This window comes from Cohnella boryungensis (genome assembly GCF_042651945.1).
Taxonomy (GTDB): domain Bacteria; phylum Bacillota; class Bacilli; order Paenibacillales; family Paenibacillaceae; genus Cohnella; species Cohnella boryungensis.
This window is the reverse complement of record NZ_JBHSED010000003.1, coordinates 109132-123546: the sequence shown is the minus strand read 5'-3', so window position 1 is coordinate 123546 and position 14415 is coordinate 109132. Positions and strand designations below refer to the sequence as shown.

10 protein-coding genes are annotated in these 14415 nt (G+C 55.5%); 1 reads left to right on the top strand and 9 read right to left on the bottom strand.

The features are described 5' to 3' along the window. Positions 1 to 41 precede the first annotated feature (41 nt). The 4 genes from ACFO1S_RS01890 to ACFO1S_RS01875 form a co-directional block, all read right to left on the bottom strand. The gene (locus ACFO1S_RS01890) at positions 42 to 968 is read right to left on the bottom strand and encodes a sugar ABC transporter substrate-binding protein (RefSeq protein WP_204600927.1); all 927 of its coding nucleotides are present in this window, start codon (positions 966 to 968) and stop codon (positions 42 to 44) included. A 54-nt stretch (positions 969 to 1022) separates the two neighbouring features. Beyond that, complete coding sequence (locus ACFO1S_RS01885; protein WP_204600928.1) at positions 1023 to 2000, bottom strand: sugar-binding transcriptional regulator; 978 nt, start codon at positions 1998 to 2000, stop codon at positions 1023 to 1025. A gap of 478 nt (positions 2001 to 2478) precedes the next feature. Continuing rightward, positions 2479 to 2802 carry a hypothetical protein gene (locus ACFO1S_RS01880; protein WP_204600929.1) on the bottom strand — a complete coding sequence of 108 codons (324 nt, stop codon included), beginning with the start codon at positions 2800 to 2802 and terminating at the stop codon, positions 2479 to 2481. A 42-nt stretch (positions 2803 to 2844) separates the two neighbouring features. Beyond that, positions 2845 to 3576 carry a ThuA domain-containing protein gene (locus tag ACFO1S_RS01875; protein WP_204600930.1) on the bottom strand — a complete coding sequence of 244 codons (732 nt, stop codon included), beginning with the start codon at positions 3574 to 3576 and terminating at the stop codon, positions 2845 to 2847. A 192-nt stretch (positions 3577 to 3768) separates the two neighbouring features. Here ACFO1S_RS01875 and ACFO1S_RS01870 point away from each other — a divergent pair, with 192 nt between their 5' ends. Next, positions 3769 to 4716 (top strand): AraC family transcriptional regulator, encoded by a 948-nt coding sequence (locus ACFO1S_RS01870; protein WP_204600931.1) that lies wholly within the window; start codon positions 3769 to 3771, stop codon positions 4714 to 4716. 48 nt (positions 4717 to 4764) lie between these two features. On the opposite strand, the gene ACFO1S_RS01865 is transcribed toward ACFO1S_RS01870, so the two are convergent. From ACFO1S_RS01865 to ACFO1S_RS01845, 5 genes are all read right to left on the bottom strand, one after another. Continuing rightward, positions 4765 to 5904, bottom strand: coding sequence for a response regulator (locus tag ACFO1S_RS01865; RefSeq protein ID WP_204600932.1), 1140 nt, complete (start codon positions 5902 to 5904; stop codon positions 4765 to 4767). A gap of 54 nt (positions 5905 to 5958) precedes the next feature. Further along, positions 5959 to 8994, bottom strand: coding sequence for an ATP-binding protein (locus ACFO1S_RS01860; RefSeq protein WP_204600933.1), 3036 nt, complete (start codon positions 8992 to 8994; stop codon positions 5959 to 5961). Between the two features lie 440 nt (positions 8995 to 9434). Continuing rightward, positions 9435 to 11051: a response regulator gene (locus ACFO1S_RS01855; RefSeq protein ID WP_204600934.1), complete on the bottom strand. Its 1617-nt coding sequence runs from the start codon at positions 11049 to 11051 to the stop codon at positions 9435 to 9437. Between the two features lie 30 nt (positions 11052 to 11081). After that, positions 11082 to 12512 carry an amidohydrolase gene (locus ACFO1S_RS01850; RefSeq protein WP_204600935.1) on the bottom strand — a complete coding sequence of 477 codons (1431 nt, stop codon included), beginning with the start codon at positions 12510 to 12512 and terminating at the stop codon, positions 11082 to 11084. A gap of 41 nt (positions 12513 to 12553) precedes the next feature. Beyond that, complete coding sequence (locus ACFO1S_RS01845; protein ID WP_204600936.1) at positions 12554 to 14305, bottom strand: sensor histidine kinase; 1752 nt, start codon at positions 14303 to 14305, stop codon at positions 12554 to 12556. Between the last annotated feature and the right edge of the window lie 110 nt (positions 14306 to 14415).

Genomic DNA, 14415 nt, shown 5'->3' with positions numbered 1-14415 from the left:
GCGGAGCGCCGCTCCGCCTCCTGCTGCTCTATCCTGAGCGATTATGCGTTATCTTTCGTGATCAGGCTGGCCGGAGCGTACAACTCGGTTCCTTCGGCCGGCTTGCCGTCGAATACGAGTTCAATCTGCTTCACGACGATTTCGGTCATGCCCGTGAAGTTCTGCTTCACCGTGGCGACGAGCGGGGAACCCTTCTTGATCATTTCCACCGCTTGGCTGTTGCCATCGATGCCGGTGACGATGATATCCTTGCGGCCGGCCGCTTCGATCGCTTGCGCCGCGCCGATCGCCGCTTCGTCCCAGCCCGCCCATACGGCGGTTATGGAGCCTTCGGCTTTGTTGGACAACAGCAAGCTTTCCATCTGCTTCCGGGCGTTCTCGATCGGTCCCGGCACTTCGACTTGCTGTTCCGTCACCTTGGAGATGTTCGGCTTGTCCTTCAGAAGCTCGTCCAGTTGCACAGTGCGGGCCAGGACGCCCGGGTGCGGACGATGAGTCAGGATGACCAGCTTGCCTTGGTCCCCGATCGTCTTGAATAGATGCTCGGAAATGAGCTTGGACATTTCCTTGTTGTCGCTCGTCGCGTTCATAACCATACCGTCGATGTAGCCGGAGTCGGATCCGAATACCGGAATGTTCTTTTCCTTCGCGCGTTGGATCTGGCTCTTCAATTGATTGGGATCTGTGCTGACGAGAACGATCGCATTGGTCTTGGAGGAGATCACGTCTTCCATGCGGCTGGCCAGCTGCCCCATGTCGCCTTTCGTGTCGACGACGTTCGTTTTCCAGCCCTTGTCCGCCGCTTGTTTCTTAAGCGACTCGACCATCTCGTTCGTCGTGACCGAAGAGAGATAAGGCGTCATGATCGAGATCGACTTGACGCCGTCCTTGCCACCGGATTTGCCTCCGCACGCGGTCAGGGCAACCGTCAATAAAAGCGCTGTCAAAATTAAGATTCCTTTTTTCACAGGACTTCCTCCTCATGTTGTAAACGGTTTTGTGAAATTTCGCGCAGGCCCCTGTCAGGCTTGCCTGACAGGGTTCTTGCGTTGCCAATCCAGCAGCAGCTTGGCCGTATCCATATCCGTAACGAGCACGTCCATGCACTTGCCCCTCAGAGCGGACGCGATCGCTTCCACTTTGTCGTCGCCGACGGCGATGGCGATCACATTCGGGATAGCCTTTATCTCGTCGATAGAAAGCCCGATCATACGCGCTTCCCCGTCGTAATGAACTCGTTCTCCGGTTTCGTCGAGGAACGAGGTGGAGATGTTGCATACCGCTCCCTTCGTCTGCACGCCCTTCATCTCGTCGTCGCTAAAATACCCGGAACGGACGATCGTCGCCTGATCCGTTACTTGACCGATCCCGATCAGCGCCAGCGACGCCTTCTTGGCGGCCTCCAGCACGTCAGAGATTTCCGATTCGTTGAGGAAAAAATCCCTCGCCTGCGGCGAAGCGACGACGGCTGGAGCGTTCAGCAGCAAATGACGGGATTTGAAGTGCTCCGCGAATACTCGCGCATTCGAGTTGGCGTGCCACGCTCCGCCGTCCGAGCCGAACCCGCCGATCATCGGCACGAACTTAACGTCTTTCCGACCGGCATAATGCATCTCCCTGCCGACAGATGAGATCGTCCTCCCGGCCATGATGCCGACGACGTCGCGATCTTTGATCGCGCTTTCAAGCAGAGCCGAAGCCGCGCGGGCGACGTGCTGATCGATGACTTGGCGGTCGGCGTCCGGTACGTGGACGACGATGACGTCGTGGATGCCGAATGTCTCTGCGATGGCCCTCTCGTACGCCTGCTCCTCGGAATAAGGATTACGGATGCTGATCTGCACGATGCCTTCCGACTTGGCGGTCGCGAGCATTCTGCTGATCTGCGGGCGAGAGATGCCGAGACGCTCCGATATTTCCTGCTGGTTCAGCCCATCCATGTAATACAAGGTGCTGACCTTCACCAACAACCTCTTTTTCTCTTGGCTTGCGTCATTCACAATGCGCCGTGCCTCCTCCCCTTGAACATATGTTCACAATTGAATATTTGTTCTGGACTCATCATACTACGGAGTGAAAGGGTTTGCAAGAACAAATTTTCGAGATAGATCATATGTTCAAAAATGGTAAAAGGTTGGCATTAGGAGGAAAACCGGCAGGATATCTCAGCCGTTCGGCGCGAGGGCGAGGCCGAGATCGCAGCGAGGGGGAATTCGCGGGAGAGTTGCGCACTCTTCTGGACGAATGAGCTTGAGGCGCTCCTATTTCGGATCGAATCTGTCCTATATGCAAACAACGGAAGCGGAGCCTCCAACGCCTCGCTTCCAGACTGTATTGCTCTGCATCAGCTTTCGTTGGACAGCACCTTCAGACAAGCAATATACCGTCCGCATTCAGGATCGCAATTCACAGAATGCGGACGGAAGCTGCGGTCACGCTCAAATCGCGGGCGGGCATCTCCGCAGCCAGGTCAAGCTCCTATTCCAATGGGGCTGCATCGGGTCCCAACACAATCGGAGTTCTCTGCGTATACGCCATCGACGCGTTATTAGCGGCGAGGCTATGATCTACGGTTGACCCCCCCGTATCCCCGTTAAACGAAGCCTTGATTATGTCTTGTGCGGGCAGCCTCGTGCCTGCTCCCGTCATGGCCAGCGTCGCTTGATTGCCGACCTGCGATTGCAGCTCCAGCATCTGCTCCGCTTGCGTGCCATGGGCCGTCGGCGCTGCGCTGGCAAGCGCGCCTGCCTGTTCAAGCGATCCCGCAGGCTTCGGGGCCTCGCCCGATCTATAGAAGACCATATGCCGTCCATCCTTTCGTCACGCTCCGAACGCCATCTCCGGCTAGCGGTTGCCCTTGATCTCCTCCAGCGGCTGCGCATTCCCGTAACGCGGGTATTCGCGGTCGACCGGCGCCGCCCACTTGACCGCATTGGAGATTACCTTCCGCACTTGGGGATGGTAATAGGTCGGGTACGTTTCGTGACCCGGGCGGAAATAGAAGATTTTGCCCATGCCTCGCGTATAGCAGCAGCCGCTTCGGAACACTTCCCCGCCCTCGAACCAGCTCACCATAACGAGCTCGTCCGGCTGCGGAATGTCGAAATGCTCGCCGTACATCTCCTCTTGCGGAAGCTCGATGTATTCGCCGATGCCGTCGACGATCGGATGGCCCGGATTTACGACCCAGATGCGCTCCTTCTCGTCCGCTTCCCGCCATTTCAGGTCGCACGAGGTGCCCATCAGCTTCTTGAATATTTTCGAGAAGTGCCCCGAATGAAGCACGATTAAGCCCATGCCCTGCAGCACTCGCCGGTGAACTCTATCCACGATATCGTCCCGCACTTCTCCATGCGCCATATGGCCCCACCAGATCAGTACGTCGGTGCCGTTCAGCACATCCTCGGACAAGCCGTGCTCCGGATCGTCGAGCGTAGCTACCGTAACCTGAACCTCCGCGCCCAAGCCCTCGGCGATCGCCGTATGCATGCCCTGCGGATAAACGGAGGCGACCTTCTCGTTCGTTTTCTCATGACGATGCTCGTTCCAGACCGTAACCTTGATTGCTTGGCTCATTACCGGACACTCCCTTAACGTTGATTTTCTTCTTCATTTTATTCTACAAGAAGAGCGCAAGCGATGGCCAATTAAATTGTTTTTATACGGTATTCTGTCATGGCCCCTTGCAATGCAACTAAATATGCTAAAATGGCCTTACGCAATCCTGTTGTTCTCTCTGTTTCCCACTTCACCTCGAGGAGTCTGGCCATGTACCCGGAAATGCGGCATGAGCAAGTCGTCTATCAGAACCCCTTCCTGGCGATACGCATCTGGCGGATCGATACGGAGAAGCTTCCCCCGGAAGAGCTGCTTCGCCGAACGGAGCAGAATTGGAAGCAGCAGCGCTACTACGAATGGCATTACCATGAGGAGGTAGAGTTTCTCCTCGTGCTCGAAGGCGAGATTACCGCTTACTGCCGGGAGCAGCAAATCGTGCTGGGGCCGGGAGACATCGCCCTGTTCGGCTCATCGGAGCCGCATACGACGATGCAGACGAAGAAAGGGCCCGCGCAGCAGCTCGTCTTTCAGATCGATCTGCGCAAATATTGGGACCCGAGCACGCTAAGCAGCATGCAGCATTTCTCCGAGGTCATCCGTCCGCTCAGCTCGCTGAACTACGTTTACCGGGACAATCGGGAAGTGCGGGAGCAGACCGCCGCGCTCATCCGGGATATCTATCGGGAAATGAACGAGACGACGCTCGGCTACGAGCTGGCCGTGTCCTCCCGAATCAAGAACATGCTGCTGCTCTTGCTTCGCAACGATGTCCGGCAGCAATTGAACTATACCGACAATCGGCTAATCGGCCGGTTGCAGCCCGCCGTCGACTACGTGGAGCAGCATCTTGACGAGAAGCTGTCCGTATCGGAGGTCAGCACGCTGCTGAATATGAGCTACACCCACTTTATCAAAACGTTCAAGAAAGCGGTGGGCATGTCCTTCACCGATTTTGTCGTCTTCAAAAGGATCAAGAAGGCCGAGCAGCAGCTGCTGACGAGCGACGTGAGCATCGTAGAGGTTGCCGAATCGGTGGGGATTTCCAACCTCGGGCATTTCTACGATCGGTTCCGCCGCTTTAACGGCTGCTCGCCCAAGCAATTCCGCGACCGCCTCCGGCAACCGCCGGGCGAGAGCGACGGCGGCGTTCCGAGTTAACGGCATAAGGATAGCCGTCCCGATGCGCGGGACGGCCTCTTCCGTTCACTATGTGCAGCAATCCTCGTACAGCTTACGCGACAGCTTTGACGGCTTGATCTGCAATTCTTCAAGCCTGATCACCAGATTGAGGTAAGTCAGATGAACCTCATGGTTTTTGCCCAGTCCGTGATACGCGCGCATTAACAGACGATAGGCTTCTTCCTCGTAGGGCGAGTGTTCTATCGCGGTCTCCGCCGTGGCCGCCGCCTTGTCGTACTGTCCGCTGCCTAGATAAAGCTCACCGAGCGCAAGCCGCCATTCGGAGGCCGAGCGCTCCAGCGCTTCCGCTTCATGGCTTGCCCACGGGTAATCCTCATCCTGCAGCAGTTGTCCCGTATGATAGGACAGGGCATTCTCGATCTCCTGGAGAGTGGGCGCGCCCGCCTGCTTCAGGCCATGAAAATGTCGCTTGAGAGAACGGACGTCGACGTCTATCCGCTCCGGGTCGAGATAATATCGCTCATCCTCGTACTTGATAATGCCTTCGAGATGGATCTGCTTCATGTGCTTGCGGAGCAGGCTGATGCAGGTGTGCAAATAAACCTTCGCTTTATCGTATTTTTCGTCCGGCCACACGTCCTCGATGATCCGGTCTCTATGCAAGCGATGGTCGCTTTGCGCGGACAAGTACGCAAGCACTTCCTTCTCTTTGTTCGTTCTCCATTTGATCGCGGAGCCGTCTTCCGCTCCTGCGTAATAATGACCCATTAACCGGATCAGAAAGCGAGTTGCCTCGACGGGAGCAGCCGCCATCACCGCCGGGGAGCGTTCCGCTCCCGTCTTCTCCACCTCTCTGACAAGCCTGGCGACCGTCTTCGACAGTCTGTCCATTTCCAACGGCTTAAGAATATAGTCGATCGCGGCTTGGTCGAACGCTTGCAACGCATACTGGTCATAGGCGGTCGCAAAAATAATATGTACGTCCGACCCCTGATTTCGCAAAATCTCGGCAAGCTCGATGCCGTTCATCTCGGGCATTTCGATATCCAGAAAAAGCACATCGGGCTTAAGCTCGCGCAGCTGGCGCAGAGCATCGAATCCGTTGTTCGACCGGCCAATCACCTCCACGCCTCCGATACGCTCCAGAAAAAGCTCCAAGATCGTAAGCGCATGCTCCTCGTCATCCACCAGAAATGCTTGTATCAACGTCCTCTCCTCCTCTCCTGAATTGAGCCTTTTACTTCAGCCTCTCGCGGTTCCTCAAGAATACGTTAACGGAAGCCAGATCGTGACCTTCGTGCCCTTCCCCTGCTCGCTCTCGACGATGGGCGGTTTGCCGGACATATGCGCCACGCGGCGCATAATGTTGCGAAATCCGACTCCTTGATCCTTCCCGTCGCTGATCCGAATGGCCTGCACCTGCTCGGACGTCATCCCGGCGCCGTCGTCCTCCACATCGACCCGGACGAATTCGCCCTCTCTCTGAATAATCAGGCGGACAGTTCCTCCGCTCAGCTTCTTGGATACGCCGTGCCGAATCGCATTCTCGACCAAGGGCTCAATGGTAAGCGGCATGATCTGGTAATCATACAAGTCTTTGTCCACGTCGAATTCCACGCGAACGCGCTCGCCGAACCGCGCTTTTTCGATATCCGCGTACGCCTGGATGAGCTCCATCTCCTTGCTTAGCTTGACGGTTTCCTCCGTATTGTCCAGATGAAAAATAATGCGCAAATAGCGGCTGAAAATACTGAGCAGCTCCCCTGCCCTTACGCCGTCGGTGTAACAAAGAGACATAATCGTGCCTAACGCATTGTACAGAAAGTGCGGTTTGATCTGCGACCGCAGGAACGCCATCTCGTTCATCGCGGCTTCCTTCACCAGCCGCTTCATAGACAGCAGCGTATTGATGCGTACGCGAATTTCTCCGGGATCAAGCGGCCGGGTCACGAAGTCGCTGCTGCCTGCGGCGATGCCGGCCTCGATATCGGCGGACGTGCTGCGCGAGCTGATGAGAAGAATCGGCATTTCCGCTTGCGTGAAGTGATGGCGAATGCGCCGGCAGAGCTCGTAGCCGTTCGAGTCCGGCAGCATTACGTCCAGCATCACGAGATCGGGCCGATCCATTCGCGTAACGCAGGCATAGGCTTCGGTATCCGAGCCTGCGCATAACACCTCGAAGCCTTCCGTCGAAAGCATGCCGTACAAATGCTCAACGTCTATCGGATCGGCGGAGGCGATCAGAATTTTCGGAAGCCCTTCGCCCGTTTTCTTAAATTCGGATTTCGTTCTCTGCTCCTGTCGATCGGGAGGCGGCTCCTGCGCAGCGGCAATTTCCTCCCGGGCAATGCCGATGTCCGCTGCCGGCAAGATCAGCTCAAGTCCTTCCTCCGTCGGATGATACGCCCCTCCCATAAATTCAACAAGCTCCTGTGCGACGGACAATCCGATGGAGAACCCGTTGCCCCTCTCCGCTTCCGAATCGGAACCCTCGCTCTTCGGACTCCGAGTTCCGGCGGTCGCTTGAATGTCGATACGAATGCTGTCCCCCTCCTTCCTGCTGCCGATGGAGACTTTTCCATCCTGGGTATGCTTAAGACTGTGATGGATTGCGTTATACAGCACTTGCATCAGCCGGCTTTCGTCGGCATAGACGTATCGTGCCTGAGAATCGATGCGAGAGACGAGCTGCGTGTTCTTGCCCTTGGCGAGATACCCGAACACCTCCATCACGATGGATAAACACGTGGCAAGATCAACCCGCCTCATATTCATGGCGAGCTTGCCGTCCTTCATCCGCACAGAATCGATAATATCGTTGACCATGTTGGACATCCGATACGCCGTGCTTCGGATCATAAGCAGCCTTTCCTTCATTTCCTGCTCGGCCGCCTTCCTGTACGGCTCCTTCAACAGCGCTCGCGATACGTTCATAATCCCGTTAAGCGGGGTGTTCAGCTCATGGGAGGTAATCAACAGAAATTCATCCTTCATTCTGTCGGCCATCTGCAGCTGCTTGGTCAGCTTCTGCATGCCAACGTACGCTCCGACGAATTGATGAATGAGCAGCATGGAGACAAAAGCCAGAAACATCAGCACAATGACATTGTTCAGCAGCATGGAGGTCATGTTTTCGGAGCTTAGAATGACGTTGACGCACAGCAGCAGAAGCGACCAGACCGCTGCGAAGTACAGCCGAAACTGGGTTCTGTTCAGGATGCCGTAACGACCGCGAACGTAGGAACTTAACAAAAATACGATCAATATCAGATAGCTAAGCGCGATTCCCGCATACATGTAATCCTGAATTTCCGAATAAATTCGGAACGGCAGGACGATCACTCCGACGGAATAGGTCGATAGCAACAAAAATGTACAGAAGAATAGGCGGCGTATCCTCGAATCGTGAGCAAGCTTCCAAGAGACCAGGAATAGAATAGCCGGTACTGCAAATACCGAGACGTACTTGATCTTGAAAGCCGCCTCGAAGGGAAAGCCGGGAAGGAATTGCAAGATCAGCCGTTCGCCGTTGGTCAGGACGCTTAAGGAGAACAGCAGGAAAAACAGCCCCAGAATTATAAGGAGAGAATTCCGTTGAAACCATAAGTAGAGGCTGAACGTAAGCACGGCGAATAGAAACAGCACAATCGTGCCCATTAATTCAAGGCCGATAATCAGGCTCTTCCGCACTTGAATTTCTTTGCCTAAGCCAAACTTCAGGGAGTCCGTAATTCCGCCGCTCTTAAAGTCGAAGTTGGAAACCTGAAGCAAAATCTCGATATCTGCGGAGCCAGCCTGGAAATAGGCCACATACGGAACATTGCGGGGCGTATACCCCTCTCTGGAAACGCCCGTTGAGCCCGACTCGCCGGCCAGCGCGCCGTCGACGTAAAGCTTATCCGCGAATCGGGCATAGTTTTTGGCGATCGCGAGCGTTTCCCCCGCAGGGGCGTTGCGAATAACAAGCCGGTAGGTGCCGTAGCCCTTGCCTTTCATCGTGTAGCCTTGGCGATCCTGCCAGCCGTCCCACTTCCCTGGAACTTGAATAAAGCTTCGCTTCTCCAGTGCCTCCAGCGGGCTCCCCGGCACGAGCAGCTGCCCGGCATAGAACTCCCATTGCCCGTCCAGCGTCAGCACGCCCTGCTCGCGATAATCCCAGTCGCTCAAGTCCAGAACCCCCTGAGCTACGGACGGTCCGACGGACTCGATCTTCACGAGGAAGTACATCGCCGAGCCCATGCAGACGGTCAGCAGGAAGAGACCTGCGAGAAATCTATCCTTCATCCATCTTCTCACTGGTTACTACCTCCAAGGGCTTGTCTCTCCGTTCAATTCATCTCTTTCCATAATTATATAGAATCGAGTGTCGGCAGCAACCTCTAACTTCTTCGGCGTCGACAAGCTGCAAGGCGGTAAGCTCAGCCCATTGTGCACCATTATAGGCCAGGCCGCTTAAAAAACTCTTAACAACACAAACGGAAGGAGAGGCAGTTGGCCTTCTCTGCGGCCCCTATAAAAAATGCAGCCCGAAGAGGGGCTGCATTTGAGTTCCATCTATTCTGTCGAAGCGACGCGCATGCTACTCCTTGACAACGGAGGCCAGAATCTGATCCGTTAAAGTTTCAAGCTGAGCGACGGTAGACAATGGATCGAAGTAGAAAAACTCCGCCGCTTTAGTTCGAGTTAGTGAACCTTTCCTGCCACCATGACGTTTCTCCGCAGCTTTAGTTTTCGAGTTAGTTAACAGGCCTCCCACCCGTTCTATAGCGCTTGCGGAAATCCAGAGGATTCATGTTGGTCATTCTGCGGAAAATTTTACTGAAGTGCGAAAAGTTGATATAGCCGACGGAGGACGCCACTTCGCTAATGCTGAAATCCGTAAAGGTCAACAGATGCTTGGCATGCCGAATCCGTTCCTCCATCAGATACTCGGAGATCGCTTTCCCCGTCTTTTTCTTGAACACTCTTGTCAGATGGTCCGGACTAAGACAGACATGCTCGGCCACGACTTCCCGGGACAGGTTCTTGTCGATATTTTCGGCGATGAATTTCTTCGCTTTCTCCACGACCGTATGGGATTCTTCTATCGTCTCTACGGATCGAATCGCCTTCAGCACGACGTATTTCGCCCATTCCTGAAGATGGTCCACGGATCGAACCGCGAACGCGATGGAATCCGTGGAATCGGAGAAGACCATTCGCGCTTGAAGCCCCTTGAGCTGTAAAACATGATAGATCATTTGCAAGAAATCATGCTGGAATTCCTTCAGCTCTTGGGCCGAGCAGCCATGCCGCTTCAATCTCCCGCAATATTGCTCGATTCCCCGCAGCAGCTCGTCCTTCGAAAGCAATTTCATTAATTCCAGCCACTCGTCGATCTGTGACACCGCTGCTCCGGGAGCCTGCTTCGGAGTTTCTCCCAGCACCAGCACGCGGTTGCTCATAGTCACATTCTCGGTATCCATCTCCAGCAATGAATCTACCTGGTCCGGAATGCCGGTAATCGCGATCGGACGGCCGACATAGCAGGACAAACGGCAGGAGAAGTGCCGATGGCTGAGCGTGATAAATTGCTCGCAAGCCTTCGAGATGGAGCGATGGTCTTGAGTCCGCGGATGCTCCTGCGGAACAAGGACGACCCACTTGCCGTTAAACGACGAAAGAACCTGTCCTTGCATCTGTTCAAGCTCCATCGCGTAGATCGCCGCATTGCGGATTGCGTACTCCATCAGCTTCAGTTCCCTGACCGAGTAGGGCTTGGACCATTCTTGAACCGAAATCAACACTGGAATAAACAGCATAGCCGCCTTGATCGGCAAATTCTTTCTCTCTATTATTTCTTCAATACGGGTTTGATCGGGCGGCAGCTGGCGCTGGAGCAGCTCGCTCCAGAAGCGTTCCACGAACACGGGCTGATGCTTCGACCACAGCGCCTGATATTTCTGCATCGATTCGGACTGCTGCAGCTTGAGCAATTCCGCTTCAATCTTCTGCACGGCTTTTCGAATGGATGCCTCCAGCTCGTCGAACCTCACCGGCTTGAGCAAGTAATCCAGACTCCCGAGCTGCACGGCCTGCTGAGCATATTGAAAGTTGGCATGGCAGGTCAGGAACACCGCCTCGACGGACGGATTGTGCTCCTTCACCCATTGCAGCAGCTCGATGCCGTTTCCTCTAGGCATCTCGATGTCGCAGATCATAACATCGACGCGATGCTTGCCGATAATCTCTTTGGCCTGCGTCACGTTGTGCGCTACGCTGACGCTTGAGAAGCCCATGCTGCCCCAGTTGATCCCGTTCTTGATCCCTTGGGCGGCGAGAATCTCATCGTCTACGATCAACAGATGGTGCATGCCCGTTGTCCTCCTCTGCTCTGCGCTGTTCTACGATTTGCGGACGGGCTTGGGAACGGCCCCCTCCGGTATGGGACAATGATAGGCTCTGCCCTGCACGCGCCGAAGGTGCTCATCCTTGGCCTGCTTCAACACGTCCGGCCGAAGCAGCAGCTCGGCGGCCGCCGCCGCCATCACTTTCGCCGCATGCAGCATTCCCTTGTGCCCGATGGAGACGCCGAACTGGCTGACGGCCTGCCAGGAATGCAGCGGCGTGCCGATGGCGGAGCAGGCGACCCAGCATTGCGCGACGGGCACCTGCCAGCTCACGTCGCCGACATCCGTAGAGCCCATGGCCGCTTCATCGGAAGGCTTGTACGGCTCCAGACGGTCCGTCAGGGGAAGGTGGCGAAGCTCCGGCGGAACCTGATGCGTCCTCTCCGATTCGGTCAGCGTATCCCGGATTTGAGCGGCAAATCCCGTCTCCTCCAGATCGAAGCTCGGACAGCCAAGCTCCCGGAAAGTGTCGTGCATCAGCTTCTCCAACGTGCGGTTCACGATGATTTCGGACGAGCCCGCGTCGAATTCGATCTTAAGCTCAGTTCCGGTCATGAGCGCCGCCCCCTTGGCCACATTGCATACCCGGTCGTAAAGCTCCGCCAATTGCTCCGAATGCGGAGTGCGAATCTTATAGAGCACCTCGGCCTCCGCCGGCACGACATTAGGCGAAATCCCCCCGGCATTCGTAATCGCATAATGGATACGAGCTTCAGAAATGATATGCTCCCGCAAATAGTTGCATCCGACGTTGGTCAATTCGACTGCATCCAATGCGCTGCGCCCGAAGTGGGGCTCGCCGGCGGCATGGGCGCTGCGGCCCCGAAAGCGGAAATACATCTGGCAGGTCGCCAGCGTCGAGCTGCTCAGAATAAAATTCATGCTGGCGGGATGCCAGGTCAACGCCGCATCCACGTCCCGGAACAAGCCGTTGCGCACCATATAGCCCTTGCCGCCGCCGCCCTCTTCCGCGGGACAGCCATAATAGCGAACCGTTCCCGGCAAGCCGTACCTCTCCATCGCTTTCCGCAGGCCGACCGCCGCCGCCAAGGCGCCTGTGCCGAGCAGATTGTGTCCGCATCCGTGTCCGTTCCCCCCGCTCTCGCGCGGAGCCGGCCGGGGCTCCCCTCTGTGCTGACTGAGACCGGACAGAGCATCGTATTCTCCCAAGATCGCAATGACGGGCTTGCCCTGCCCGTAGCTGCCAACAACAGCCGTAGGAATGCCTCCGGCCTTTCTCTGCACATCGAACCCTTCCCGTTCCAGCTCGCCGGCAATCAATTCTGCAGAGCGAAACTCTTCGAAGCGGGTCTCCGCAAACTCCCATATGCGGTCTCCGATAGGAATAAACTGTACCTTGTGCCGATCCAGCCAGTCTGAAATAAAACTTCTAACGTACAACGTATGCTCCCGATGTTCGAACATGCGCTTTCCTCCTGTTCATACCCTGTCCCGTTCCTTCGGTTCTATTCTTCATGCTCCAGACGAGGGAGACGGATTTCCACGATGGCTCCGCCGACCGGTCCATTGCGGAAACTCAGAGACGCCCTATCTCCATAAAGCAGACTCAGCCTTCGCCTCGCATTCCAGATGCCGACCTGTTCCCCGTTGTCCTTAATCCGCTCTTCGCCCGAGCGCAGCTTGTCCAGCACGTCGGCTGGAAAACCCGGGCCGTTGTCCCGAATGCGAATGATCGTATCCGGCTTCTCCCCCTCGCCTGCTTCCTCGATCGTTACCTCCAGATGAATCGTTTCGTCCATCGTGACCGCATGCTTGATCGTATTTTCGACAAAGCTCTGAATCAGCAACGGCGGGATCCGAACCTCGGCCAAATCTTCCGGGAAAGCCATTCGGAACGTCATATGCTCGGGAAATCGCAATTGCTGAATTTTCAAGTAGCTGGACGTATGCCTCAGCTCCTCCTCCAGCTTCACGAAGGTCGAGGCGCTGCGAAACATGAAGCGGAAATATTCGACCAGATTCACGGTCATTTCTTTAATAAGCTCATACTGCTTGCTCTGAGCCAGATGAAATAAAATGTTGAGCGAATTCAGGAAAAAATGCGGATTGATCTGTAATTGAAGATGCTTCAGCTCCGCTCTTTTCAAGTTCAGCTGTTCCTCGTAGACGTTGATTTTGAGATCCTGGATTTGTGTGACCATACTATTGAAGGTGCCGGTCATCAGCTCGAATTCCTGGGACAATGACGGATCAGGCGCGACCTGCGTATCCCAGTTGCCGTTTCGAAAGCGCTTCATCGCGCTGATAAACCGATTGATCGGACGTAAAATGATTTTGCGCAAATACAGCAGCAGCAGCAAAAGCACCAGGACAGCAGCGAGGGGGACGAGAAACGCAATCCGTTGAAGCTCGGGGAGCTTCTCCAGAATCGTGCGTTCGGGAATGAGAACGGCCAAGCCGAAATTCCCCATCCGCGAGGTCTCGCCAACCAGCAAGTATTTCTCCTTGGCTCCGACGACCGTATAAAGCTCGTTCCCGATTTCCAACCGAATGCCTTGCTCATCGATCAGTCTTCCGTCATTCATCGGCTCGTAGCGATCGGTAACCAGAATGGCTCTGCTCCGGTCCCCCAGCTCGATTGTGTCCAGCGGCGCCAGCAGCCGGTTCGCCTCGACCCATGCGCCGAGATAGACGTTGCCCGCCTTGACGATGTGCAGCAGGAAGTACTGCTCGCCAATCTGCCGGGTGCACCACGAGCGGAGGCACTCCCGTTCGACAGAGGCTCCCTCCTTCAGCAAGGCGTAAATGGCCGTCCGCTCCCGCAGCTGCTCGGGATAGGACTTCCCCTCCACCGGGGACATCACCATCTCGTCGTTAATGATCGAATAAATAAACAGCATGTCGAGAGCTTCGTAATTGACGATATCGGCGGATATTTTGTTGGACAGCCTGATTTTGGCCAGATAGTACTTCCGATTGTTCTTCTCGGGCGACAGATCCAGCGCCAACAAGTCGGAATCCTGAGAGGCCAGACTGTACAAATATTGATCGGCTTCCGCCAAACTGCGGTCTATCGGATTCAAATATAAAGAGGCGAACTTTTTGTTGGACTGAGCGACCTGATTGCGCACGACGTTCGAGGCGTAAAGGTTGTTATAGATCAGCAGCAAAATCAAAGGCACGGTAACAAGCGCAAAGGCGATACCGATGCGAAACCGTAAGGAGCTGCGCCGTTTATGGTTAGCCGGCAGTTTCATGCGGTTTCCACCCCATTGAGAATACGTTGGCCACTTCATTGTTTCATTGTATCACGAGCGAACCGAAGCCATAGCCGCCCTCTGACGCCCGTCCGCTCGCGCATGGATAC